This is a genomic window from Streptomyces sp. NPDC053665, assembly GCF_055585285.1.
This window is the reverse complement of the sequence record NZ_JBVJKK010000003.1, coordinates 290692-314872: the sequence shown is the minus strand read 5'-3', so window position 1 is coordinate 314872 and position 24181 is coordinate 290692. Positions and strand designations below refer to the sequence as shown.

Annotated in this window: 19 protein-coding genes and 1 riboswitch; of the genes, 9 read left to right on the top strand and 10 right to left on the bottom strand. The window is 73.9% G+C overall.

Going from position 1 to position 24181, the window contains the following annotated elements; translation table 11 throughout:
• Positions 1-226: 226 nt before the first annotated feature.
• The 4 genes from ACZ6ZN_RS14395 to ACZ6ZN_RS14380 all read right to left on the bottom strand — a co-directional run bounded on the left by ACZ6ZN_RS14395 (position 227) and on the right by ACZ6ZN_RS14380 (position 5086).
• Entirely contained in the window at positions 227-1393 is a 1167-nt protein-coding gene (locus tag ACZ6ZN_RS14395; protein WP_469646124.1) for a VWA domain-containing protein, read from the bottom strand.
• The gene (locus ACZ6ZN_RS14390) at positions 1390-1515 is read right to left on the bottom strand and encodes a hypothetical protein (RefSeq protein WP_469646121.1); all 126 of its coding nucleotides are present in this window, start codon (positions 1513-1515) and stop codon (positions 1390-1392) included. The genes ACZ6ZN_RS14395 and ACZ6ZN_RS14390 overlap by 4 nt, the downstream gene beginning before the upstream one ends.
• Complete coding sequence (locus ACZ6ZN_RS14385) at positions 1512-3893, bottom strand: DUF5682 family protein (protein ID WP_469646119.1); 2382 nt, start codon at positions 3891-3893, stop codon at positions 1512-1514. Before ACZ6ZN_RS14385 ends, ACZ6ZN_RS14390 begins: the two co-directional genes overlap by 4 nt.
• Positions 3894-3955: 62 nt before the next feature.
• Positions 3956-5086 carry an ATP-binding protein gene (locus ACZ6ZN_RS14380; RefSeq protein ID WP_398106973.1) on the bottom strand — a complete coding sequence of 377 codons (1131 nt, stop codon included), beginning with the start codon at positions 5084-5086 and terminating at the stop codon, positions 3956-3958.
• A gap of 157 nt (positions 5087-5243) precedes the next feature.
• Here ACZ6ZN_RS14380 and ACZ6ZN_RS14375 point away from each other — a divergent pair, with 157 nt between their 5' ends.
• Together ACZ6ZN_RS14375 and ACZ6ZN_RS14370 are read left to right on the top strand one after the other, a co-directional pair.
• Complete coding sequence (locus ACZ6ZN_RS14375) at positions 5244-6611, top strand: SWIM zinc finger family protein (RefSeq protein ID WP_469646116.1); 1368 nt, start codon at positions 5244-5246, stop codon at positions 6609-6611.
• Positions 6612-6862: 251 nt separating this feature from the next.
• Positions 6863-8545 (top strand): DUF5691 domain-containing protein, encoded by a 1683-nt coding sequence (locus ACZ6ZN_RS14370; RefSeq protein ID WP_469646112.1) that lies wholly within the window; start codon positions 6863-6865, stop codon positions 8543-8545.
• Between the two features lie 289 nt (positions 8546-8834).
• Here ACZ6ZN_RS14370 and ACZ6ZN_RS14365 read toward each other — a convergent pair whose 3' ends face one another.
• Entirely contained in the window at positions 8835-9251 is a 417-nt protein-coding gene (locus ACZ6ZN_RS14365; protein ID WP_398106976.1) for a cobalamin B12-binding domain-containing protein, read from the bottom strand.
• A 599-nt stretch (positions 9252-9850) separates the two neighbouring features.
• Between ACZ6ZN_RS14365 and ACZ6ZN_RS14360 the strand changes: the two genes are divergently transcribed.
• Complete coding sequence (locus ACZ6ZN_RS14360; RefSeq protein WP_469646901.1) at positions 9851-10741, top strand: esterase/lipase family protein; 891 nt, start codon at positions 9851-9853, stop codon at positions 10739-10741.
• Between the two features lie 218 nt (positions 10742-10959).
• Positions 10960-12549, top strand: a complete 1590-nt coding sequence (locus ACZ6ZN_RS14355; protein ID WP_469646111.1) for a M23 family metallopeptidase — start codon at positions 10960-10962, stop codon at positions 12547-12549.
• Positions 12550-12634: 85 nt separating this feature from the next.
• Here the strand turns inward: ACZ6ZN_RS14355 and pcrA are convergent, their stop codons facing one another.
• The gene (gene pcrA, locus ACZ6ZN_RS14350) at positions 12635-15118 is read right to left on the bottom strand and encodes a DNA helicase PcrA (RefSeq protein ID WP_451879671.1); all 2484 of its coding nucleotides are present in this window, start codon (positions 15116-15118) and stop codon (positions 12635-12637) included.
• Between the two features lie 313 nt (positions 15119-15431).
• Positions 15432-15605, top strand: a riboswitch (cyclic di-AMP (ydaO/yuaA leader).
• Between the two features lie 8 nt (positions 15606-15613).
• Between pcrA and ACZ6ZN_RS14345 the strand changes: the two genes are divergently transcribed.
• Both ACZ6ZN_RS14345 and ACZ6ZN_RS14340 read left to right on the top strand, forming a co-directional pair.
• Complete coding sequence (locus ACZ6ZN_RS14345; RefSeq protein ID WP_469646108.1) at positions 15614-16783, top strand: C40 family peptidase; 1170 nt, start codon at positions 15614-15616, stop codon at positions 16781-16783.
• Positions 16784-16860: 77 nt separating this feature from the next.
• Positions 16861-17802, top strand: a complete 942-nt coding sequence (locus ACZ6ZN_RS14340) for an SLAC1 family transporter (protein WP_469646104.1) — start codon at positions 16861-16863, stop codon at positions 17800-17802.
• On the opposite strand, the gene ACZ6ZN_RS14335 is transcribed toward ACZ6ZN_RS14340, so the two are convergent.
• Positions 17780-18133, bottom strand: coding sequence for a hypothetical protein (locus ACZ6ZN_RS14335; RefSeq protein ID WP_451879668.1), 354 nt, complete (start codon positions 18131-18133; stop codon positions 17780-17782). The genes ACZ6ZN_RS14340 and ACZ6ZN_RS14335 overlap by 23 nt on opposite strands.
• 472 nt (positions 18134-18605) lie before the next feature.
• Between ACZ6ZN_RS14335 and ACZ6ZN_RS14330 the strand changes: the two genes are divergently transcribed.
• Entirely contained in the window at positions 18606-19664 is a 1059-nt protein-coding gene (locus tag ACZ6ZN_RS14330) for a C40 family peptidase (protein WP_469646101.1), read from the top strand.
• A gap of 64 nt (positions 19665-19728) precedes the next feature.
• Here the strand turns inward: ACZ6ZN_RS14330 and ACZ6ZN_RS14325 are convergent, their stop codons facing one another.
• Complete coding sequence (locus ACZ6ZN_RS14325; RefSeq protein WP_469646099.1) at positions 19729-20472, bottom strand: LuxR C-terminal-related transcriptional regulator; 744 nt, start codon at positions 20470-20472, stop codon at positions 19729-19731.
• Entirely contained in the window at positions 20469-21761 is a 1293-nt protein-coding gene (locus tag ACZ6ZN_RS14320; RefSeq protein ID WP_451879665.1) for an ATP-binding protein, read from the bottom strand. The genes ACZ6ZN_RS14325 and ACZ6ZN_RS14320 overlap by 4 nt, the downstream gene beginning before the upstream one ends.
• A 187-nt stretch (positions 21762-21948) precedes the next feature.
• Here ACZ6ZN_RS14320 and ACZ6ZN_RS14315 point away from each other — a divergent pair, with 187 nt between their 5' ends.
• Together ACZ6ZN_RS14315 and ACZ6ZN_RS14310 are read left to right on the top strand one after the other, a co-directional pair.
• Positions 21949-23361, top strand: coding sequence for a PspC domain-containing protein (locus tag ACZ6ZN_RS14315; protein ID WP_469646097.1), 1413 nt, complete (start codon positions 21949-21951; stop codon positions 23359-23361).
• A complete protein-coding gene (locus tag ACZ6ZN_RS14310; RefSeq protein ID WP_469646095.1) occupies positions 23348-23569 on the top strand; it encodes a hypothetical protein in 222 nt (73 codons plus the stop codon). Before ACZ6ZN_RS14315 ends, ACZ6ZN_RS14310 begins: the two co-directional genes overlap by 14 nt.
• Positions 23570-23643: 74 nt before the next feature.
• On the opposite strand, the gene ACZ6ZN_RS14305 is transcribed toward ACZ6ZN_RS14310, so the two are convergent.
• Positions 23644-24177, bottom strand: a complete 534-nt coding sequence (locus ACZ6ZN_RS14305; RefSeq protein ID WP_398106987.1) for a DoxX family protein — start codon at positions 24175-24177, stop codon at positions 23644-23646.
• Positions 24178-24181 lie beyond the last annotated feature (4 nt).

The following is a 24181-nucleotide window of genomic DNA, read 5'->3' as shown; positions in this document are numbered from 1 at the left end:
CCTCTAAATCGAGGGTCACACCTGAGCGGTGATACCTGTCACATGATGCCGCGCTGCCTGGCACGGCGTGCCGGAGGCGGGTGTCGCGGTGCGTGCCGGAGGCGGGTGCCGGGCGCGTGCCGGGGTGCGTGCCGGAGTGAGGCGCCTCACCGGGCGGGGGCCGGCCCGGTGAGGCCCGCGGGACGCCCCTGCCCGACCCCCGAGGGTCCGGCCCCCCGGCCTCACCTCACGCCGCGTCCGGTATCGGCAGCGGCCGCTTCTCGAGCGCCGCCGCCATCACCTCCGGGAACAGGTCGGGCGTACAGGCGAACGCCGGCGCCCCGAGGGCCGCCAGGGCCGCCGCGTGCTCACGGTCGTAGGCCGGGGCCCCCTCGTCCGAGAGCGCCAGCAGCGTCACGAACTGCACTCCCGACGCCTTCATCGCCGCGACCCGCTTGAGCATCTCGTTGCGGATACCGCCCTCGTAGAGGTCGCTGATCAGCACGACCACGGTCTCCGCGGGCCGGGTGATCTGCGACTGGCAGTAGGCGAGCGCCCGGTTGATGTCCGTGCCGCCGCCCAGTTGCGTGCCGAACAGGACGTCCACCGGGTCGTCGAGCTGATCGGTCAGGTCGGCCACCGCCGTGTCGAAGACGACGAGTCGCGTGGAGATCGTCCGCATCGAGGCGAGCACCGCCCCGAACACCGATGCGTACACGACCGATGCCGCCATGGATCCCGACTGGTCGATACAGAGGATGACCTCCTTCTTCGTGGACCGGGTCGCCCGCCCGTAGCCGATGAGCCGCTCCGGCACGATCGTCCGGTGCTCGGGCAGGTAGTGCTTGAGGTTGGCCGCGATGGTGCGGTTCCAGTCGATGTCGTGATGACGGGGCCGGCTGACGCGGGCGCTGCGGTCCAGCGCGCCGGTGAGGGTGGCCCGGGTGCGGCCGGCCAGGCGCTTCTCCAGGTCCTCGACGACCTTGCGCACCACGGCCCGCGCCGTCTCCTTCGTGGTCTCGGGCATGGCCTTGTTGAGCGACAGCAGCGTGCCGACCAGGTGCACGTCGGCCTCGACCGCCTCCAGCATCTCTGGCTCCAGCAGCAGTGTGGCGAGGCCGAGCCGGTCGATGGCGTCGCGCTGCATGACCTGCACGACGGAGGACGGGAAGTAGGTGCGGATGTCGCCGAGCCAGCGGGCCACCGAGGGGGCCGACGCGCCGAGGCCCGCGGAACGGTCCCGGCCGGCCTGCTTCCCGCCGTCCTTCCTGCCGTAGAGCGCGGTGAGCGCTCCGTCCATCGCCGCGTCCTGCCCGGGCAGCACGCATCCCGTGCCGTCGGCGGCCTCGCCCCCGAGCACCAGCCGCCACCGCCGCAGCCTCTCCCGCGCGGCGTCCGTCGCCTCGGCCGTCACCGTTGCCCTCCCGCTCGCGGTCGTTCCCACAGCGGCATCACCGGCACGGTCGTCCCCGGCCGGCCGTCCGTCTCGTGCGTGTCGGCGACCGTCCTGGTCGCGGCCGTCGCGTCGGTCGTCATCCCGTCACCCCCGTCAGTTCGTCGTCACCGTGTTCCTCGTCCAGGCCGAGCAGCAGCCGGACGACCGGCAGTACGGCCTGTGCACGCGCCGGGTCGAGTTCGGGCGCGAAGCCGGGCGGGCCGGACGCCGCGGCGGCCGCGCCCCCCGTGGTGCCCGGGCCGCGCCGGACCAGTTCGCCCAGGGTGCGGCGCACCCCGGATTCGTACGCCGAGAACGTGCGCCGCAGTAGGGGCAGCACGTCCGTGAACGCGTCGGCCGGCACACCGGTCAGCCAGGCGTCGACCAGCCCGAGCAGCCGTTCGTCGTGCACGAGGAGCAGGCCGCCGCCGGAACCTCCTCCGACGAAGCCCTCGATCCAGGCGGCCGCGTCCGCGGGCGGGGTGCCCGGGGACAGGACGAGCCCCATGAGGCGCGCCGCCTCGTCCTGCTCCAGGGCGCCGTCGTCGAGCAGCAGCCGCACGGCCCGGCCCCTGATCACCCCGGGCACGGTGTCCCGCGCGGTCAGCACCCGGAGGACGGCCTGCCAGCGGTCCCTCAGCCGGCGGTGTCCCGCCGCGGGTGCGTCACCGAGGAGACCCACGGCCGAGTGCACGGCGTCCACATGGGACCGCATCTCCTCGGCGGCGTCCGCGTCCAGGGCGGCACAGGCCGGCGGCAGGCCGACGAAGACGCGCTCGGCCAGACCGGCGGCGACCTCCCCCAGCGCCCCGGTGTCCGTGCCGCGGACGTCTCCGTAGCGCAGGGAACGGACCAGGGCCGGGAGCGCCTGGGCGAGGTGGCCGACGTCCGCGTCGAGGGCGGCGCGGTCGGCCAGGATCCGCATCACCGTGGGCAGGGCGCCGGGCAGTTCGGCCAGCAGGCAGCGCTCGGCGAGTGCCGTGACGTCCGCGAGCCCCCGGGCGGCGACGGCGTCGGCCTCGGCCTTGGCGGTCGCGGCCGACAGGACGGTCGTGCCCCACACGCCGGCCTCGGCGATCCGCACGGACAGCTCCGGCTCCCAGCGCAGCCGCCATGTCTCGCGGAACGTACCCGTGCTGCTCCTGGACGCGGCCGGCTCGCCCCAGGCGATGCCGAGCAGCCGCAGCCGGTGCAGGAGTCTGCTGCGGGAGGCGTCGGTGTCCTTGCGCAGGTCGAGCTCCAGCTCGCGCTCCAGCGCCTCGGGCTTCAGCCGCAGCCTGCGCTGGAGCCGGTCCAGATCGCGTTGCAGCGGGACGGCCGGTGCCGTCGGCGGCACCTCCCCCAGCACGTCCCCCACGACCAGCCGGTCCTGCACCAGCGCCAGCGGCACGTCCGAGCCCTCGCACATGACCGCCCGCACGGCGTCGGTCGTCTCGCTCAGGCCGGGCAGCGGACGGCCGCGCATCGCGGCGAGCGTCTCCGCCAGCCGTACCGCCTCGATGACATGGGCGGAGGAGACGATCCGGTCCTCCTCGCGCAGCAGCCCGGCCACCTTGGTCATCCACCGCTCGACCGGCCGGTCGGGGGCGCCGAACAGGTGCCCGTACCAGCCCGGGGAGTCGATGCCCGCGCCGTACCCGCTGAACCGGGACAGCCTGCGGTGGGTCCACGGCACCCACGTCATGTCCGTCTTGACCTTGGGCAGGCCCTTCAGCAGCGCCTTGTCGGCGGTGACGGTGGTCTTCCGCCGCAGGGCCGGAACATGCCAGGCACCGCAGACGACGGCGACCCCTTCCGCGAACTCCTTCTGCGCCGCGCGCACGTGGAGGCGCATGTACGCCTCGCGCACCAGGTCACGGTCGCGCCCGCCGCTGCCGTACGCCTCCCGCAGGGCCGCCATGGCCTCCTCGAGCGCCGTGAACGGTGCGAGCGCGTCGCCCCCGCCCGTGCCCCGGTGCTCGACGACGTCCTCCCACCAGCGCTCCGGGTCGTCGTACCCGGCGGTCTCGGCGAGCACGCCGAGCGGGTCGATCCGCACCTCGGCGGGGTTCGGGCCCGGCGCTTCGCCGTCGCCGCCGGGCTCACCCGGAGGACGCTCCCCTCCGGCGTCCCCCTGCTCGTCCCACGCCAGGGTGTGCGTGGCCGGCAGGTCGATGAAGCGGGCCGGGACACCGTGCTCCAGCGCCCAGCGCAGGGCCACCCACTCGGGGGAGAACTCGGCCAGCGGCCAGAACGCCGAGCGGCCGGGCTCGTCCACCGCGTGGGCGAGCAGCGCGACCGGCGGCCGCATCTCCTCGTCGGCCGCGAGCGGGATCAGCGCGTCCGCCTCGGGCGGCCCCTCGACCAGCACGGCACCCGGCCGGGCCTGGTCCAGCGCGGCCCGCACGGCCCGCGCCGATCCCGGTCCGTGGTGGCGCACGCCGAGCAGCAACGGCTCCGCCCCGGACCGCCGGACCGCGGCCCCTTCCACCTCCGTCACCTTCTCCCCTCCCGTTCTCCCCTCCCGTCCCGTGTCCGCGGCCGGCCCCCGCACCGCGTGACTCACCCGCTCACCTCGCGGCAGGCCCGGTAGAAGTCCTTCCAGCCGTCGCGCTCGCGCACCACCGTCTCCAGGTACTCCTGCCAGATCACGCGGTCCGCCGCCGGGTCGCGGACCACCGCGCCGAGGATGCCCGCGGCCACGTCGCCGGGCCGCAGCACGCCGTCGCCGAAGTGGGCCGCCAGCGCGAGCCCGTTGGTGACGACGGAGATCGCCTCGGCCGTGGACAGGGTGCCGCTGGGCGACTTGAGCTTCGTGCGGCCGTCGGTCGTGACGCCGTCCCGCAGCTCCCGGAAGACGGTGACGACCCGGCGGATCTCGTCGAGGCCGTCGGGCGCGGCCGGCAGGTCGAGGGAGCGGCCGATCTGGTCGACACGGCGCGAGACGATGTCGACCTCGGCTTCCGGGCTCTCCGGCAGCGGCAGCACCACCGTGTTGAACCGGCGGCGCAGGGCGCTGGACAGGTCGTTGACCCCGCGGTCGCGGTCGTTGGCCGTGGCGATCAGGTTGAACCCGCGGACCGCCTGCACCTCCTGGCCGAGCTCCGGTATCGGCAGCGTCTTCTCCGACAGGATCGTGATGAGCGTGTCCTGGACATCCGCCGGGATGCGGGTGAGCTCCTCGACCCGGGCGGTCATGCCCTCCGCCATCGCCCGCATGACCGGGCTGGGCACGAGGGCGTCACGGCTCGGCCCGTGGGCGAGCAGCTGCGCGTAGTTCCACCCGTAGCGGATGGCCTCCTCCGGGGTGCCCGCGGTGCCCTGCACCAGCAGGGTGGAGTCGCCGCTGACGGCCGCGGCCAGGTGCTCGGACACCCAGGTCTTCGCCGTGCCGGGCACGCCCAGCAGGAGCAGGGCGCGGTCGGTGGCGAGCGTGGTGACGGCGACCTCGACGATGCGGCGCGGTCCCACGTACTTCGGCGTGATCACCGTGCCGTCGGGCAGGGTGCCGCCGAGCAGGTACGTGGCCACGGCCCACGGCGACATCTTCCAGCGGACCGGGCGCGGACGGTCGTCCTGAGCGGCCAGCGCGGCCAGTTCCTGCGCGAAGGCGTCCTCGGCATGCGGTCGCAACGCCTCGGCCGGTCGGGCCTCGCCCGCTTCGACGGACGTCGGCTCCACGGACACGGTCATGGCAAAGTCCCCCTCCAGCTCGCCCGGTTCGGATCTGCGGTCCACGTAACACCACGCCACTGACAATGCGCTCCGACCTGCGTGAACGCGGTCGCGGACGCCTGGCCGCCGATGCTCGCGGAGCCGATTGTCAGTGGCGGGATCTACCTTCGGTCCCATGACTCAGCAGGGGGTGCGCTGGACCGCGGACCAGGTGCTGGCACTTGCGCCTGACGCGGCATCACGCAAAGCGGGAAGCAAACTCGGCACGGCAGGGCCGTGGTCCGAGGCGGGGAGTACCGGCGAGGGGACGGTGTGGGGGCTGTGCAAGGGCAGCGGGAGCAAGCCGTATCAAACGGTCGTGGACCTCGCGGACGCGTCCGGGCCCGCGTACAAGTGCAGTTGCCCGAGCCGCAAGTTCCCGTGCAAGCACGCGTTGGGGCTGCTGCTGCTCTGGGCGGGCGAGGACGGGGCCGTGCCGGCCGGGGAGCCGCCGGGCTGGGCCGAGCAGTGGATCTCCGGCCGGCGCCGCCGTGCCGAGGAGAAGGCTGAGGACAGGAAGGGCGGGGACGGCACCGCGGGGTCGTCCGGTTCCGCCGGTCCGGAGGCCGCCCGCCGCCGGGCGGAGCGCCGGGCCGAGCGGGTCACGGCGGGCGCGACCGAGCTGGAGCAGCGCCTGGCGGACCTGCTCCGCGGGGGCCTGGCCTCGGCGGAGCACGCGGGTTACGGGCTGTGGGAGGAGACGGCGGCCCGCATGGTCGACGCCCAGGCCCAGGGTCTCGCCGCGCGGGTCCGGGAGCTGGGTGCCATCCCGTCCACCGGTCCCGGCTGGCCGGTGCGGCTGCTGGAGGAGTGTGCGCTGCTGCATCTCCTCGGCCAGGGCTGGCTGCGCCGTGAGCGGCTTCCGGACGGCCTCGCGGCCACGGTCCGCTCCCGTATCGGCCTGCCGGCCTCCGCCGACGGCCCGCCGCACAAGGACAGCTGGCTGGTCCTCGCCCAGTACGACACGACGGACCCGCGTCTGACGACCCGCCGGACATGGCTGCACGGCGCCGACTCGCAGCGCACGGTCCTGCTCCTGTCCTACGGCGCCGCGGGCCGGGCCCCGGAGTTGTCGCTGCCGGTGGGCCTGGCCCTGGAGGCCGAGGTGTCGGCGTATCCCGGCGCCGGGCAGCTGCGGGTCGCCCTGGGCGAGCAGTTCGCCCCGCCCGCGCCGACCGCGGTCCGCCCGCCGGGCCTGACGACGACCCGGGCGGTCGCGCGCTACGGCGACGCCCTGCGCGAGGACCCGTGGCTGGAGTCCGTTCCCGTCACGCTGGACCGGGTCGTCCCCGTCCCGGACGGCGGCTCCTGGCAGTTGGCGGACGCCGACGAGGACGCGGCCCTGCCGCTCACCCCCGCGGCGCGGTCCCGTCCGGGCCTGTGGCGGCTGGTCGCCCTGTCGGGCGGCGGGCCGGTCAAGGTCTTCGGCGAGTGCGGCCACCGGGGCTTCACCCCACTGACGGCCTGGCCCGAGGGCGCTGGCGACCCGGTCAGCCTCTGCTGACGGCGGGGCGAGGCGTTCAGCGACGCCCCCGCCGCGCCGCACGGACTCCCCCACACCACGGGCCGACCGCCGCACTCACCTCACCCACCCGTCGCCCATCGACCCGCCAACCCGTCGCCCCACCGGCCCGTCGGGCCATCCACCCGTCGACCCGCCACCCATCCCACGGATCCACGCATCGTCCGGCACCACAGGACAACCGGAGAGGACGGTCCTCGACCGCCCCCGGGTGTCCGGCAGAAGGGAAGTTCATGACCAGGACCTCCACACCCGTGGACGCGCCCGCCGAGGGCGCCTGGGAAGGGCTCGTCACGACCGCGCTGCTCGGCACCGACCGGCGCACCCCGCCGGGCATCGCTCCGGGTGCGGACGCGCCGGCGGCCCTGCTGGACGCGGCGGCCGTGGAGACCGTGCGCCGCCGGGCCGGTCTGCGTCCGGCACGGGCTGCCGAGCGTCCGCACCCTGCCCCGCCGGACACGCGCCCGCCGCTGCCGGCCGCGGCGGCCCGCAGGCTCGCCCTGCTCCTGGCCGACCGCCCGGGCCCGTCGGGCGGTGGCCGCCGGGGTGCGGCCCCCGACCTGATGGAACTGCTGCCGCAGTGGCTCGCGACGGCCAACGCCCGTGGCTTCGCACCGCCTGCGCACGTGCTCCCGGCGCTGCTGGACGCCGCCCGGGGCCGTACGGATCTGCGCCCGGCGGCACTGGAGTTCGCCGGGCCGCGTGCCCTGTGGCTGGCCCGGCTGAACCCGGACTGGCGGTTCGCCCTGCGGTCGACGCCCGGCGGTGGGGCGGCCCTGCCGCGCCTGGACGACGCCGAGGGGATCGAGCAGCTGTGGCAGGAGGGCCTGTTCGCGGAACGGGTCGCGCTGCTGTCCGCGTTGCGCTCCGGCGACCCGGCCGCCGCCCGCGAGCTCCTCGCGGCGACCTGGACGACCGAACGGGCCGAGGACCGGCTGATGTTCCTCGACTCCCTGCGCGCGGGCCTGGGCCCGGAGGACGAGCCGTTCCTGGAGCAGGCCCTCGCCGACCGCAGCCGCAACGTCCGGGCGACCGCGGCGGAACTGCTGTCGTCGCTGCCCGGTTCGGCGCTGGCCGCCCGGATGGCGGTCCGGGCGGCGGCCTGCGTGGCCATCGACCACACGCGGACGGCGTCCTCCTCCGCCGACGGACACGATGCGGACGCGGGGGCCCGTGAGTCCCGGGAGCCAGGACCGGCGATCGTCGTCGAAGCGCCGCACGAGTGCGACTCCGGTATGGAGCGCGACGGTGTGGTGCCCAAGGCACCCGCGGGACGGGGTGAACGATCATGGTGGTTCGGGCAGGTGGTGGAGGCGGCGCCGCTGGGCATCTGGTCGGGACGCCTGGGCGGCCGGACACCCGCGGAGATCGTGGCCCTGCCCGTGGCGGACGGCTGGCAGGGCGAACTGCACGCGGCGTGGTGCCGGGCGGCGGCCCGCCAGGGGGACGCCGCGTGGTCACGGGCACTGCTCGGCGAGCCCACGGCCCCGGAGGCGGGCGGCCCCGGAGCGGTGTCGCTGGCCGAACGCGCCAAGCTGCTCGACACGCTGGGTGGCGCCGAACGGGCCGAGTGGGTGGCCGGTTTCATCGCCACGCACGGCCTGTCCGAGGCGTTCCAGTTGCTCGGGGTGTGTGCGGTGCCGTGGGCTCCGCCGCTCGGCCGGGCGGTGGTGGACGCGCTCAACATCGCCCGGGACGCGGGGAGTTACCCATGGAGTTTCAGCGGAGTGATGGGACTGGCCGAGCGCTGCCTGGATCCGTCGGAGGCGGCCCGTCTCGATGCCCTGCTGGCCGTGCCGGACGAGGCGGAGAATTCCTCGCCCGGGGCCGGCGGCTACTGGGCGGAGGCCTTCCAGCGGCTGGTCACGACCCTGCGGCTGCGTGCGGCCATGACGGAGGAACTGCGGGCGCCGTGACACCCGGGGACCCGGCCGCGGGCACCACCGCCCGTCCGCCCGGCCCCGACCGGGTCGGCATCCGCCGCGTCAGCGACACCGACCGCACCGGCACTCACCACACCAGCCGCGCCCGAACTGCCCCACCCGCTCGAACTGCCCGACCCGCTCGGACCACCCGACCCGCTCGAACTCCGGGATCCGCTAAACGCGCCCGACCTGCCGACCCGCCCAACCCGCTCGGACCACCGGCTCCACTCAACCCGCCCGAACGGCCCGAACGGCCCGAACGCCCCGAACCGCCGGAGGCCTACGCCCCGGCCGGCTGGCGGACGTTCGCGCGGACCCAGTCGACGATCGCCTGGGTGGTCGCGCCGGGAGTGAAGATCTCCGCGACGCCCTTCTCCTTCAGCGGGGCGATGTCCGCCTCGGGGATGATCCCGCCGCCGAAGACCAGGATGTCCTCGGCGTCCCGCTCCTTGAGCAGGTCGATCACCGCCGCGAAGAGCGTGTTGTGCGCGCCGGAGAGGATGGAGAGCCCGATCGCGTCGGCGTCCTCCTGGATCGCCGTGTCGACGATCTGCTCCGGGGTCTGGTGCAGGCCCGTGTAGATGACCTCCATACCGGCGTCGCGCAGGGCACGCGCGATCACCTTGGCCCCGCGATCGTGGCCGTCGAGCCCCGGCTTGGCCACCACCACGCGGATCGGACCGGCTGCCACACCCATCACTGCCTCCATGAAGCGACTACATCCATCCGTACCGCCAAGTACCGCACAGATCCCCCGCGCAGTACACGCCGAACACACCGCTCGGGCCGCCGCCCACCGCAGCTGCTGCGGCGCCACGGCACGGACGCCCCGCCCCGAACCGTCCGGGCAAGTGAACGAACGTTATCTCCAGGATCCCGCACCCGGCAGTTTCGAGGTGCAGACCGAGGGGGAAATCACATGGTGGGACAAGCGCAAGGGGAGCCGCCAGGAGGTCCCCCGTTCGCCGCCGCACCCACCACACCCGGCGGCGGTACGGCACTTCGGCGAAGGCACACAGGGCCGGCACGACACGCGAGAGCACGCACGGCGCATCGGCGAGAAGCCTCGTCACCCCACCGATCGGGGACCTCGTCGCACCACCGGCGTCACCCACGCCACAGGCCGCGCACTGTTCCCGCAGCCCACGGGGCTCACACCGCTCGGGCGATCGTCGCCGGCCGTCTTCACGGCTGCTTTCCACGAGGGCACACGGGGGGCAAAGCCGCCCCAGGCGTGCCGACAGGAGGTCGGCCGTGAAGGTCACCGGGATCAGCGTGATCGCAGCCGTCGGCCGGATGAGCGGTGCTTCCCTGCCGTTCCTCCCGGCCGGCCGGAGTCTGCCGCCCGCGGCGACGGCCCTGCCGGGCGGATGGTCCGCGGCCCTGCTCAAGGCGACCGCCCTGGAGCTGGCGATCCTGGCCGGGCACCTCCTCCTCTACCCCTCCGGCATCACTCGGGAACGGCGCGCCCCGGTCCCGGCACCCGCCGGCGACGGCGCCGCCCGGCTGCCCGCGCGGGCGAAGCCGCCCGTGGTCCTGCTGCACGGGCTCATCGACAACCGCTCGGTCTTCGTCCTGCTGCGCCGCACCCTCGCCCGGCACGGCAGGCACCGGGTCGAGTCCCTCAACTACTCGCCGTTGACGTGCGACATACGGGTCGCGGCGGAGCGCCTCGGCCGGCACATCGAGGAGGTCTGCGAGCGCACCGGAGCCGAGCGGGTCGACATCGTCGGGCACAGCCTCGGGGGTCTGATCGCGCGGTACTACGTGCAGCGGCTCGGCGGTGACACGCGGGTGCGGACCCTCGTCACGCTCGGCACACCGCATGCGGGCACCCGGGCGGCGCGCCTGGCCGACGCGCACCCCATCGTGCGCCAGATGCGCCCCGGCTCACCGGTGCTCGAGGAGCTCGCCCTGCCCGCCCCTGACTGCCGTACGCACTTCGTCGCCTTCTGGAGCGACCTGGATCATGTGATGGTCCCGCCGGAGGCGGCCCGCATCGACCATCCCGATCTGTCGGTGCGCACCGTACGGGTCACCGGCATCGGCCATCTCGCCCTGCCCGTGTATCCCGCGGTCGCCGCCGGGATCCGGGAGGCTCTCGACGCGGCACACCCGGGGGAACCCTCCGCGGACGGGGCCGACGGCCCGGCGGGGGATGCCGCCGGTGGTCTGACGGTGGCCTGAAATTCGTCATACAGCCGCCACAGGACCGCGCAGCCCCGATCAGCTTCGAACAAACCTCGAACACAAGGCCAAGCCCGCGCCCGCATCCGTCAAAACACGGCCGAATGCCCGTTTCCTGCGCGCGTGAAACCTGCCGAAGATTGTCGTGCCCGCGTACCGCCGGGTACAGTCGCCGCACTGCTCTGGCAGCCCCTGTTGTCGAGGCGAAAGAGAAGTTGGTGAACGACCGTCACCCGTCGGGGACCATGCCCCCGGCTCCGGCTTCCGACGCCGACTCGGCGCACTACGCGTCGTACGGCACCCAGGAAGCCCCGTACGGCGACTTCACCACGTACGGCGACCACCCCGCCACCGGTTTTCCCTCCGGCGACGGCGCGGGGCTCGACGCCTCCGCCCACTCCGCTCCGAGCTTCGCCACGGACCCCCTCTTCGGCGACATGCCGGGCAACGGCCACGACACGGGTGCCTACAACTCCGGTCAGTGGTCCACGGGTACCCCCGAGCACGCGAACTATGACGCCTACGCGGCCCAGCACCACGCCGCCTATGACACCGGCGTCTACGACACGACCTCCTGGGCGACCGGGCAGCAGCCGGTGGCGGGCATCCCGTCGCCGTCCCCGGCCCCGGACGCCACCGGCCAGTGGGACAGCGGCGCCTGGCTCCAGCCGGACCCGTCGGGCAACGCGGCCGGCCACACCCAGCAGTGGGACTGGGGCACGCAGACCTTCGACACCGGCGCCTACGACGCCACGCAGTGGAACTCCGACGGCTCGGCACCGGCCGGCGACGGCCACGAGCACCCTGCCGAAACCTTCGAGCAGCGCGAGCCGACGCCGTTCGAGGCGCACGAGCCGACGCAGTTCGACCCGTCCGAGCCGGTGCCCTTCGACCAGCTCGAGACCGCGACGTTCGAGCACGTCGGCTACGACGACCCCACCGGCCACGGGCCCGCCGCCGACGGCGGCGAGACGGCCTCCACCGGTGAACTGCCCGCCGTCGGCCCGCTCCTGGACGGCCAGGAAGAGGTCGCGCCCCCCGGTTCCCGGGCCGCGGCGCGGGCCGGGTCCCGCTCCCGCCGCCGTACGCCGCCGAAGCGTTCGGCGCTGCTGACCGTCGCGGTGCCGTCGGCGTGCGTGATGGGTGTCGCGGGGATCGCGGCCGCGTCGGTGGGCAGCTTCACCGACGACAGCGCGGCCGAGGCGCACACGACGGCCGCGGACGTGCAGCCGGTGAAGCCGGCCGCCGCCAACAACAAGCTCGACACGCAGTTGCAGAGCCTCGCCGCCGGCGCCGACGACTTCGCCGACCGGGCCAGCCGGACGCAGGAGCGCATCGACCTCAAGGCCCAGCAGGTCGCCGAGAAGAAGCGGGCGGCGGAGGAGGCGGCCCGCAAGGAGCGGCTGCGCCCCAAGTTCGCCCTGCCGGTCTCGCAGCACGGACTGAGCGCCTACTACGGCCAGTCGGGCATCAACTGGATGTCCCTGCACACGGGCATCGACTTCCCCGTCGCGTACGGCACGACCGTGATGGCCGCGACCGACGGCACCGTGCGCACGCAGTGGAACAGCGCCTACGGCAACATGATGATCGTGACCGCGAAGGACGGCACGGAGACGTGGTACTGCCACCTCTCCACCTACACCGTCCCCTCCGGTACGGCCGTGAAGGCCGGCGACCCGATCGCCCGCTCCGGCAACTCGGGCAACTCCACCGGTCCGCACCTGCACTTCGAGGTGCGTCCGGGCGGCGGCTCGGCGATCGACCCGCTCCCGTGGCTGCGCAGCCACGGCATCAACCCGGCCTGACCGTCCGGCCGCCGGGGGCGCCCCGGCGGTTCCCGGCGCCCGGCTCCCGCCCGCGGCGTGCGAACGGGAGCCTCCGCTCAGCGGATCAGAGCTTCTCCACCGGCGCGTAGCGCAGCAGCAGCCGCTTGGGCTTGGTGTCGCCGAAGTCGATCGTCGCCTCGGCGTTCGCTCCCGTGCCCTTGACCGCGACGACCGTGCCGAGGCCGAACTGGTCGTGGGTGACCCGGTCCCCCACGGTCAGCGCCACCACCGGCTTCTCGGCGGTGCGGCGCGTGGCGAAGCCGGAGGCGCCGGACGCCGAGGAGCGCGAGCGGGACGAGGACAGGGAGGCCGCGACCGCGGAGACCGGCCCGGAGGACGCGGGCACGGTCGCACCCGTGCGCTTCCACTCGACGTGGGCCGGCGGGATCTCCTCCAGGAACCGGGAGGGCGGGTTGTACGAGGGCTGGCCCCAGGCGCTGCGCAGGGTGGACCGCGTCAGATACAGCCGCTCCCGGGCGCGCGTGATCCCGACGTAGGCCAGGCGGCGCTCCTCCTCCAGTTCCTTGTTCTCCCCCAGGGCGCGCATGTGGGGGAAGACGCCGTCCTCCATGCCGGTGAGGAAGACGACCGGGAACTCCAGGCCCTTGGCGGTGTGCAGGGTCATCAGCGTGATGACGCCGTCGCCGTCCTCCTCGTCGGGGATCTGGTCGGAGTCGGCGACCAGGGCGACCTGTTCGAGGAAGTCGGACAGCGTGCCGCCGGTCTCCGCGTCCTCGCCGCGCTCCTGCTCGAACTCCATGGCGACGGCGGCGAGTTCCTGGAGGTTCTCGATCCGGGTCTCGTCCTGCGGGTCGGTGGACGCCTGGAGTTCGGCCAGGTAGCCGGTGCGCTCCAGCACGGCCTCCAGGACGGTGGCAGGCCCGGCGCCGGACTCGACGATCGTGCGGAGGTCCTCCATCAGCGTGTTGAACCGCTTGACGGCGTTGGTGGAGCGCGCGGCCATGCCGTACGCCTCGTCGACGCGCTTGAGCGCCTGCGGGAAGCTGATCTTCTCGCGCTGGGACAGGGCGTCGATCATCGCCTCGGCGCGGTCGCCGATGCCCCGCTTGGGGACGTTGAGGATCCGGCGCAGCGGCACCGAGTCCTCGGGGTTGGACAGCACGCGCAGGTAGGCCAGGACGTCCCGGACCTCCTTGCGCTCGTAGAAGCGCACGCCGCCGACGACCTTGTAGGGCAGGCCGACGCGGATGAAGACCTCTTCGAAGACACGGGACTGGGCGTTGGTGCGGTAGAAGACCGCGACGTCGCCCGCCTTGGCCTCGCCGGCGTCGGTGAGGCGGTCTATCTCGTCGGCGACGAACTGCGCCTCGTCGTGCTCGGTGTCGGCGACGTAGCCGGTGATCCGCGCACCGGTGCCCGCGTTGGTCCACAGGTTCTTGGGGCGGCGGGACTCGTTGCGCTCGATGACGGCGTTGGCCGCGGACAGGATGGTCTGCGTGGAGCGGTAGTTCTGCTCGAGCAGGATCGTCGTCGCGTCCGGGTAGTCCTCCTCGAACTGGAGGATGTTGCGGATCGTCGCGCCGCGGAAGGCGTAGATCGACTGGTCGGCGTCGCCCACCACGCACAGCTCGGCGGGCGGCACCTCGGCCTCGGGCGGTACGTCGACCGGGTGCTCGGAGGTGCCGACCAGCTCGCGCACGAGGGCGTACTGGGCGTGGTTGGTGTCCTGGTACTCGTCGACCAGGACGTGGCGGAAGCGGCGGCGGTAGTGCTCGGCGACGTCCGGGAAGGCGCGCAGCAGGTTGACCGTCGTCATGATCAGGTCGTCGAAGTCGAGGGCGTTCGCCTCGCGCAGCCGCGACTGGTACATGGCGTAGGCCTGGGCGAGGGTCTTCTCGAAACCGTCGGTGGCCTGGGCGGCGAAGTCCTCCTCGTCGATCAGCTCGTTCTTCAGGTTGCTGATCTTGGCGCTGAAGGACTTGGGCGGGAAGCGCTTGGGGTCGAGGTCCAGGTCGCGGCAGACCAGGGCCATGAGGCGCTTGGAGTCGGCGGCGTCGTAGATCGAGAAGGAGGAGGTGAAGCCGAGCTTCTTGCTCTCCCGGCGCAGGATGCGCACGCACGCGCTGTGGAAGGTCATGACCCACATGGCGTTGGCGCGCGGGCCGACGAGCTGCTCGACGCGCTCCTTCATCTCGCCGGCGGCCTTGTTGGTGAAGGTGATCGCGAGGATCTGCCCCGGGTGCACGTGCCGCTCGGCCAGCAGGTGGGCGATGCGGTGGGTGAGCACGCGGGTCTTGCCGGAGCCGGCGCCGGCGACGATGAGCAGCGGGGAGCCGGAGTGGACGACGGCGGCCCGCTGGTTGTCGTTGAGCCCTTCCAGCAGCGCGGCGGCGTCGATCACCGGGCGGGGGGCGCCGTCCCGGTAGTGGGTGTCGCGGTCCGGCGGCACGTCGAACTTCCCGCCGAACAGATCGTCCGGAAGCGGCTCCGGAGCGTGATCGTCCTCGGGGGGCGGCGGGGGCTCGTCCGCGGGGCCCCGCTGGGCCTGGAGGCTCGCCAGGAAGTTGTCGTCAAAGAGGCTGCTCATCGCTCTCCGAGTCTAGGGCGCCCCACTGACAGTCCGCCGCCACCCCGGAGACATCGCCCCGGGCACCGGCGGGGCGGCCGGGCCCGTGGCGCGATGTCACCCTCCAGCGCCGCATGATCACGTTCCGCTATGTCCGCAACAATCCCGGGCAAATCAGGACCGAGCCGCCTGGATCGTTCACTCCGAGCAACGCTCCCCGGGAAGGTCACGAAAATGTATCGGGCATATCACCCATCAACCTTCACAGAGGCCACACGAGTTGGCTACCGTGCGACCAGGCCGCACGACCGTTTCCGGCGAACGTCGCCGGGCCGCGCGGCCTCCGCCGAGTCCGGTGTGCCGCAGCGGCAGCCGGAGCCGGGGACCCAACCGAGAACCCCGGGGTGAATCGGCCCGCCTCCTGATCCGGAGAAGGCCGTAGGGCAACCCTTCCGAACCACCCGCCCGAACCCGACAGCTAACCCGGTAGGCGGACGATGGAAGGAGTCGCCTCCCTTGGCGTCGCACCGCAAGTCGCGTCCCACCGGTTCGCGCGTGGCAGGCATACGGACCCCCGCCCTGGCAACGGCGGCCCTCACCTCCGTGGCCCTGCTGTCCCAGTCGGCCAACGCCGCCCCCGAGGCCGACGACAAGCCCAGCCTCGAAGAAGTCGAGAAGAAAGTCGACGACCTGTACCGCCAGGCCGAGTCGGCGACCGAGAAGTACAACGGGGCCAAGGAGAAGACCGCCAAGCAGCGCAAGCGCGTCGACACCCTCCTCGACGACGTCGCGCAGCGCGCCGGGAAGCTCAACGAGGCGCGCGAGAAGCTCGGCTCCTACGCCTCCGCCCAGTACCGCACGGGGGCGGCCGCGCCGGAGACGGCGACGTTCCTGCTCGCGGACACCCCGCAGGACTACTTCGACCAGACCCAGCTGATGGACCGGATGACCGGCCGCCAGAAGGAAGCGGTCGACGACTTCGTCACCCAGCAGTCCGAGACGATGACGAAGCGCCGGGAGGCCACCGAGAGCCTGGAGAAGCTCACCGACGCCCAGGGCGACCTGAAGGCGGCCAAGGCGACCGTCCAGCGCAAGCTGGCCGACGCCCGCGCGCTGATGTCGCGGCTGACCGCCGAGGAGAAGGCGCGGCTCGCGGCCATCGAGCAGGAGAAGCAGCGGGAAGCCGCCCGCCGGGCCGCCGAGCTGGCCCGGCAGCAGACCGCGCAGGAGCAGACCCAGCGCGAGGAGGCCCCCCGGCAGGAGAGCGGCTCGCCGTCGCAGGACTCCGGCTCGCCCTCCACGCCGGCCCCGGTGGACTCCTCGTACGCCACCAAGGCGGACAAGGCCCTGGCGTTCGCGCGCGCCCAGATCGGCAAGCCGTACGTCTGGGGTGCCGTCGGTCCCGGCTCCTACGACTGCTCGGGCCTCACCCAGGCCGCCTGGAAGGCCGCCGGCGTCACCCTCCCGCGCACGACCTACGACCAGGTCGACGCCGGCACCACCGTCCCGGTGTCCCAGGCCCGGCCGGGCGACCTGGTCTTCTTCTACGACGACGTCACGCACGTCGGGCTGTACATCGGCAACGGCATGATGATCCACGCGCCGAAGCCGGGCACGTACGTGCGCGAGGAGTCGGTCTACTACGACGGCGAGTCGGCGATCCACAGCGTGGTGCGGCCCGCCTGAGCGGACACGGACGTTTTTGAGGGGCACGCGCGCGTGCCCCTCACCTCCGGCGCGCGTTGCTCTCTAGCATCGGCGCTATGTCCGGTCCCTCCCCGTTTGCCACCTGGTGGGCGACGTATGCGCTGGCGACCGGCACCGTGTCGGTCGGTCTCGACTCCGCGGGTCACGCCACCCTCTCCCGCGTCGTGCTGGCCCTGGCCTGCGGGGCGTGGCTGGTGTCGGCCGTGAGCCTGCTGCAGCGGGCACGCGGCGCGTGGCGGGCGGAGGTGCCGGCGGTGTTCACCACCGCGGCGGCCGCCGCCCTCCTCGGCACCGGTTTCACCGCCGCGGGTCTGCGGTCCGTGGGCTGGGCGCTGCTGGCCCTGTCCGCGCTGGTCTGGGCGGTGCTGCTGGCCGTGGAGGTCGGCGGCCGGCGGGGAACGGTGTTCCTGCGGTGTGTGGCCACCCAGTGCCTCGCCGTGCTGGCGGCGGCCCTGGCCGCGGCCGAGTCGCTGGCCTGGCCGGCCCACGCGGCCCTGGTGCTGCTGTGGCTGGGGCTCGCGCTGTACGGCTTCGCCCTGTTCCGCTTCCAGCCACGGCAGGTGGAGGAGGGGCGCGGCGACCACTGGTTCGCGGAGGGCGCGCTGGCGGTCTCGGCGCTGGCCGGGGCGCAACTGCTGTCCGCCGACAGCTCCCGCCTCTACCTGTGGAACGAGGACGACGGCGACGCCCTGCGCAACACCGCCGTCACCCTGCTCGTGCTCGCCGCGGTCGCCTGCGTCGCCCTGCTGGTCGCCGAGCTGTTCTGGCCGCGGCACCACTACGACGCGCGGCGCTGGGCGACCGTGTTCTGCTGGGCCGTGACGGCGACGGCCACCCTGGAGGTCGCCACGGCGCTCGACGTCGCCTGGCTGGACGTCGCCGGCCAGGCGCTGCTGTGGGCGGCCGTGGCCGCGTGGCTCGCCTGCACCGTCTGGGCGGCCGCCTCGGCCCGGGCCGGCGCCCGGCCCTCCCGGGTCAGGTCCAGAGCACGGCGATGAAGACGTTGGCCGTGGTGAGCAGTCCGACCAGACCGAACAGGCCCTTGTCCACCCGCTCCTCGTCGCGCTTCACGTAGACCAGGCCGAGGATCACGACCAGGAGCGCCAGCTTCACGCCGATCTTGATGTTGTTCACGGACTGGTCGTCGGCCTGGTTGAGGCCGACCAGGGCCACGCCGGTGACCAGCATGGTCAGTGCGCCGTGCAGCATCGCGGGCGTGAAGCGGGCCGTACCCTCGCCCATCGCCTTCATCTGGGTGAGGAAGCCGCCCAGGAGCGAGGCGATGCCGATGATGTGCAGGCCGACGAAGAGGTGGATGAGGACGTCCATGAGGCCGGAGCCTAGCCAGGGCCCGTCCGGCCGCCCGACACCGGCCCGGCATCCCGAGCCCGGCGATCCGGCTCCGGCCCGGCCACCCGGAATCGGCCCGGTGGTGCATATATGCGCCCCATAGCACCCGATCACGGTCGTTCGCCCATGATCCCCGGCATCGGTCATCACGCTGAGTGAAGCGAGGGAGGCCGAGGCGGGATCTTGGTCGCATACGGTCACCACCGGTCCTCCGGGGACAGTTCCGCACACCCGCCACGAGGGCCGCACGCGCACCTCTACCGTCCTTCACCAGGTGACCGGCTCCCCACCGCCGCCCGGGCCAGGGGCGGCAGTCGGACACCACCGCCGAGAAAAGTCCGGCGGCGGCCCGTCTCCCCTGTGCGGGCCGCCGCCGGACGCGCAGGCCGCCCGTCCGCTCCCGGCGACCGCACACCCCCACCGGCGGTCGAGGAAAGGACGTGGCCCCCAGGTGGCAGCGCACCGCAAGCCCCGACAACGCCCCATGGCCGGCGGCACGGCCCGTACGGCCGCCACGATCGCGCTCGCCTCCGCGGCGACGGCGACGGGCTTCGACGGAACCGGGCACGCCGAACCGCAGCGCACCCCCGGCCAGGTCAGGGCGGAAGTGGCCAGGCTGTACCGGCAGGCGGAGGCCGCCACCGAGAAGTACAACGGCGCGAAGGAGCAGGCGGACGGGGCCCGGCAGCGGCTGAGGGGGTTGCAGGACCGGGCGGCCCGCTCGCAGGAACGGCTCGACGCGGCCCGGCAGGCGCTCGGCTCGGTCGCCGCCGCGCAGTACCGCTCCGGTGGCCTGGACCCGGCGATGCAGCTGGCCCTGTCCGACGACCCCGACCGCTATCTGGAGAACGCGGAGTTCGTCGAGCGGGCGGGCGACCGGCAGAGTGCCGCCGTCCGGCGGGTGCGCAGCCGGCTCCGCGAGATCGAGCAGCTGCGCGGTGCCGCCCGCGTCGAGCTGGCCTCCCTCAAGGCACGGCAGGCGGAGCTGAAGCGCCACCGGACGGCCGTCACCGGCAAGCTGGACTCCGCACGGCAGCTGCTGTCCCGGCTGACTCCGCAGGAACGTTCCCAGGTGGGCGGATCATCCGACCGCGCGACCCGCTCGGCCGGCGCGCGGGACACCCTCGCCCCTCCCGGATCCGCCACGGCCCGGGCGCCGGGCCCGCGGGCGGCCGCCGCCGTCTCCTACGCCTACGCCAAACTCGGCAGCCCCTACGTCTGGGGCGCGACCGGCCCGAACGCCTTCGACTGCTCCGGGCTCGTCCAGGCCGCCTACCGCTCGGCGGGCGTCTCCCTGCCGCGCACCACGTACTCCCAGATCGCCGCCGGGCGCCGCGTCTCCCGCTCCGAACTCCTCCCCGGCGACCTGGTCTTCTTCTACGCCGGGATCAGCCACGTCGGCATCTACGTCGGCGACGGGCGGATGATCCACGCCCCGAACCCGTCCGCCCCGGTCCGCGTCGCCCCGCTCGACGAGATGCCCTTCGCGGGGGCGACACGGGTGGCGTGAGCGGGCGGGCCGGCACCTGCCCGCGGGCTCACACCGACCGGCGGGATCGCACCAGCCTGCGGGCTCACACCAGCCGGCGGGCCGTCGCCCAGCGGGTGAGCTCGTGCCGGTTGGACAGCTGGAGCTTGCGCAGCACCGCCGAGACGTGGGACTCGACCGTCTTCACCGAGATGTACAGCTGCTTGGCGATCTCCTTGTACGCGTAGCCCCGCGCGATCAGCCGCAGCACCTCCCGCTCGCGCTGGGTGAGGCGGTCCAGGTCCTCGTCGACGGGCGGGGCGTCGGTGGAGGCGAAGGCGTCCAGGACGAAACCGGCCAGCCGCGGGGAGAACACGGCGTCGCCCTCCTGGACGCGGAAGATCGAGTCCACCAGGTCCGTGCCCGTGATGGTCTTGGTGACGTAGCCCCGGGCGCCGCCGCGGATCACGCCGATCACGTCCTCGGCGGCGTCCGACACGGACAGCGCCAGGAAGCGCACGGGCTGCTCGGTGGCCGCCATCAACGGCGCGCAGCGGCGCAGCACTTCCATCCCGCCGCCGCCCGGGAGGTGCACGTCCAGGAGCACGACCTCCGGCCGGGTGGCGGTGATGACCGTGACGGCCTGGTCGACGTCCGCGGCCTCGCCGACGACCTCCACGCCGGTCTGCGCGGTCTGCCCGATCTCCGCCTGGACGCCGGTGCGGAACATGCGGTGGTCGTCGACGAGGACCACGCGCACATGACGCCCCGGGCCGCCGCCCGACTCCGCGGCCCCGGCCGCCTGGTCCGGTCCGGCCGTACCGTTCGCCGCCTCGGTCGGGTCGCTCATGACGTCTTCTCCGCCCTCTCCATCTCCAGCTCGACCTCCGTGCCGCCGTCCGGCACCGCGCGCAGCCGCGCCGTCCCGCCGTTGCGCTCCATGCGGCCGATGATCGATTCTCTGACACCCATCCGGTCGGCGGGTATCGAGTCGAGGTCGAAGCCGGGACCGCGGTCCCGGACGGACACGAAGACCGTCTTCCCCTCGACCTCGGCGTAGACCTGCACGGCCCCGCCCTCGCCACCGTACTTGGCGGCGTTCACCATCGCTTCGCGCGCGGCCTGCATCTGTGCGGCGATCCGCTCGTCGAGGGGGCAGTCGCCGACCACCACGACCTCCAGGGGCACGCCGTGCTTGTCCTCCACCTCGGCCGCGTTGCGCCGCACGGCGTCGGCGAGGGTGGTGGGCTCGTCGGCCTCGTCCTTGCCGGTGCCCTCGGGCTTGTACAGCCAGGTCCGCAGGTCGCGCTCCTGGGCACGGGCCAGCCGTCGCACCTCCCCCGGGTTCTCCGCGTTGCGCTGGATCAGCGTGAGGGTGTGCAGCACCGAGTCGTGCACATGGGCGGCGACCTCCGCGCGCTCCTGGGCACGGATGCGCATCAGCCGTTCCTCGGACAGGTCCTGCGTCATCCGCACCAGGTAGGGCCCGGCCAGCAGCGTGATCCCGACGAGGACCGCGAGGGCCGCCTGGAGCACGGAACCGAGGTGGGCGGCGGAGCCCTGGAGCACGACGATGCCGGAGACACCGGCCGTGACCAGCAGCACGCCCCCCACCGAGCGCAGCAGGGCGACGGTGCGTCTGCGGCGGCCGACCTCCGCCCAGCGGGCCCGGCGGGCGTTGTCCGCCTGCCGCCACACCAGGGCGACACCGGCGCCGACGAGCACCGTCGGCCACAGGTAGACCCGGGCCCCGCCGCCGAGGTTCACGTTGCCCACGAAGACCAGGGCCACCACGACCATCAGGAGCAGCGCCACGATCTGGCCCTTGTCGGGCCGCCGGGCGACGAGTCTGCGCCGCCCGTCGGGCGAGGTCTCCGCGGTGGCGAACGACGGCGGCTTCTGCGCCTCGACACCGCCGACGCCGAGCGGGACGAAGAACCAGAACGCGGCGTACAGCAGCGCGCCGAGCCCGTCGGCCATGAACAGCCCGACGAAGACGAGCCGGACCCAGATCACGGGCAGCCCGAGGTGCCCGGCGAGCCCCCGCGCGACACCACCGAGCCAGCGTCCGTCGCTGCTGCGGTAGAGCTTGCGCGGCGGCCGCGGCTCGGCGAGGGGCGCTGCTGCGGCTTCCGACATGCCACTGATGGTCACACGGGCGCCAGGCCGGAGCATCAGGGTCGGCCCCGGAAACTCCCCTGATCTCCGGCGCCTCCGCCTCGCACCCGCCCGTGCCCGTGCCTGTGCCCGTCTCAGGGCCGATATCAGGGTCGGACCAGGGTCGATCCGGCTGCCGCCGCGCCGCCGCGCCCGTCACCATGGACCCATGACCGATCACGAGCACGCCGCGACGGGTCCGGGACCCGGCCCCGGCCCGCGCCCCGCCCCGGGCGACGGGCCGCAGGGTGCCGCGCCCGCCGCGGACGCCGGTCCGCCCGGCCCCGCCGGCCGGGCCGCGCCGGGCGGCCCGGCCGACCGGTTCCGGCGCGACCGCCGCCACAAGACCCTGGCCGGGGTCTGCGCCGGGCTCGGACGGCACTACGACATGGACCCGGTGATCTTCCGGATCACCCTCGCCGTGCTCTCCGCCACCGGCGGCCTCGGCCTGATCTTCTACGGCTTCGCCTGGCTCTTCGTCCCCTACGACGAGGACGAGAACGAGGTGCGCAAGCTGCTCACCGGCCGGGTCGACGGGCAGGCGCTGGCGGCGGTGCTGTTCGCGCTGGTCGGCTGCGGCGTCTTCCTGACCATGCTGAACAACGGCGGGGTGCTGACCTTCGCCGTCGTCCTCGCCCTGCTGCTGGCGGGCGCCGGCTACTGGTCGCGCCAGCGCGGTGCGCCCGACCCCGACCCGCTGGCCGCGCAGGCCGTCGCGGACGCCCCTCCGGAGCCCCAGGCCCCGCCGGTGTTCGCCTCCTCGCCCTCGTGGTGGCGCGACCCGATCGTCAAGGACGGCACCCACATCGGCGGCACGGGCTACCTGTGGGGCCCGCGCGACACGCACGACCTGGACATCGCCGCGGCGGTGGACGTGGCCCCGGGCACCCTGCGGCCCGGGACCCGTGAGACGGCCCCTGCCCCCCGCCCCCGGCAGCCCCGGCCCCGCGGTCCGCGCGCGATCGGCGGCTGGGCCTTCCTGCTGGCCCTGCTCGCCGGCGCCCTGGGCACCAGCCTGACGTGGGACGGCCACCCGCTCGGCACGAGTCTCCAGACGGGCCTGTCGTGCGCGCTGGTGGTGCTGGGACTGGGCATCGCCGTCAGCGCCTTCCTCGGCCGGACCGGGGCGGGCTCGATCCTGCTCGCGGTCGTCACGGCCGGTCTGCTCGCCGCCTCGGCGGCCCTGCCCCAGGACATCGGCACGCACTGGTCGCGCACCACCTGGCAGCCCGCCACGGCGGCGGACGTACGGCCGCACTACGAACTGGGCACCGGCGTCGGCACCCTGGACCTCACGCGGCTGGACCTGACGGGGAGGCAGACCGTGACCGTGCGGGCGGAGGTCGGGGTGGGCCGGGTGAAGGTGATCGTGCCGCGCGACGTGACGGTGCGGCTGAACGCCGAGGTGGGGATCGGGGACCTCCAGTTGCCGGGCGACGACCCGAAGGACGTGGACGTCCAGCCGGGGCGGCACCAGGAGGCCACCCTCTCGCCCGAGGCGGGCGTGCGGCGGTCGGGCACCGTCGACCTGGATCTCCGGGTCGGCATGGGACAGGCGGAGGTGGCCCGTGCTGCGGCATGAGATCCGGCCCGGCAGGCTGTGCGCGGGCACCGTCCTCACGGCGACGGGCGTCCTGTACGCCGGTGACGCGGGCGGCGCCTGGGAGATCCCCTGGTTCCTGGCCCTGCCCCTCGTGACGGGCGGGCTGTTCCTCGCGGGCGCGGTGGCGTTCGTGGCGGGCCGGGCGCGGCGACGCCGCCGAGCGGGCGGTGCGGAAGCGGAGGCCTGACCGGCCGGGACGGCGGTGTCCGGGGAAGGGCGGGACGGTGGTGTCCGGGAGGGGTCGGGACGGGCGGGCGCCCCCTAGCGGTATCCCCCGCCGCGTTGCCGTCGCCTCGCCCGCAGGGCGGCGTCCAGGGACAGCAGCGGCGCACCCGCCAGCACCAGGGGGATCCAGGCCATGAGGTACACCAGGTCGTTGCCGTAGTAGTACGGGTCGGAGGACCAGCTGACGGTGAGCCACAGGCTGAGGGAGATCAGCGCGCCCCCGAGGGCGGCGAGCCGGGCGAACAGGCCCAGCAGGGTGCCGATGCCGACGGCCAGCTCCCCGAGCGCGATCGCGTAGCCGAAGCCGGCCGGGCTCTTGAGGGAGAGGTCGACCAGGGCGGGGATGGCCGAGGAGTCGCGCACGGCACGCATCATGTCGCCGATCGACCCGGGGCCCGAGTCCTTCAGGAAGGCGCTGTCCGTGAGTTTGTCCAGGCCGGCGTAGACGAAGGTGACGCCGAGGAAGACGCGCAGGGGCAGCAGGGCGTAGCGGGCGGCGGTGTCCCGCCGGCCTCCTCCGTCGCCGAAGTGCGGGCCGTGGTGCGTGTCGGTTCTCATGCCGTGCGTCATGGCT

Bases quoted from the DNA above. Each gene is read 5' to 3' on its own strand.
- ACZ6ZN_RS14375 (WP_469646116.1), top strand. From the start codon at position 5,244: ATGACTCAGCAGGGGGTGCGCTGGACCGCGGACCAGGTGCTGGCACTT.
- ACZ6ZN_RS14325 (WP_469646099.1), bottom strand. From the start codon at position 20,472: ATGAGCGACCCGACCGAGGCGGCGAACGGTACGGCCGGACCGGACCAG.
- pcrA (WP_451879671.1), bottom strand. From the start codon at position 15,118: ATGAGCAGCCTCTTTGACGACAACTTCCTGGCGAGCCTCCAGGCCCAG.
- ACZ6ZN_RS14365 (WP_398106976.1), bottom strand. From the start codon at position 9,251: ATGGGTGTGGCAGCCGGTCCGATCCGCGTGGTGGTGGCCAAGCCGGGG.
- ACZ6ZN_RS14335 (WP_451879668.1), bottom strand. From the start codon at position 18,133: ATGGACGTCCTCATCCACCTCTTCGTCGGCCTGCACATCATCGGCATC.
- ACZ6ZN_RS14370 (WP_469646112.1), top strand. From the start codon at position 6,863: ATGACCAGGACCTCCACACCCGTGGACGCGCCCGCCGAGGGCGCCTGG.
- ACZ6ZN_RS14305 (WP_398106987.1), bottom strand. From the start codon at position 24,177: ATGACGCACGGCATGAGAACCGACACGCACCACGGCCCGCACTTCGGC.
- ACZ6ZN_RS14320 (WP_451879665.1), bottom strand. From the start codon at position 21,761: ATGTCGGAAGCCGCAGCAGCGCCCCTCGCCGAGCCGCGGCCGCCGCGC.
- ACZ6ZN_RS14380 (WP_398106973.1), bottom strand. From the start codon at position 5,086: ATGACCGTGTCCGTGGAGCCGACGTCCGTCGAAGCGGGCGAGGCCCGA.
- ACZ6ZN_RS14340 (WP_469646104.1), top strand. From the start codon at position 16,861: ATGTCCGGTCCCTCCCCGTTTGCCACCTGGTGGGCGACGTATGCGCTG.
- ACZ6ZN_RS14390 (WP_469646121.1), bottom strand. From the start codon at position 1,515: ATGACGACCGACGCGACGGCCGCGACCAGGACGGTCGCCGACACGCAC.
- ACZ6ZN_RS14360 (WP_469646901.1), top strand. From the start codon at position 9,851: ATGAGCGGTGCTTCCCTGCCGTTCCTCCCGGCCGGCCGGAGTCTGCCG.
- ACZ6ZN_RS14315 (WP_469646097.1), top strand. From the start codon at position 21,949: ATGACCGATCACGAGCACGCCGCGACGGGTCCGGGACCCGGCCCCGGC.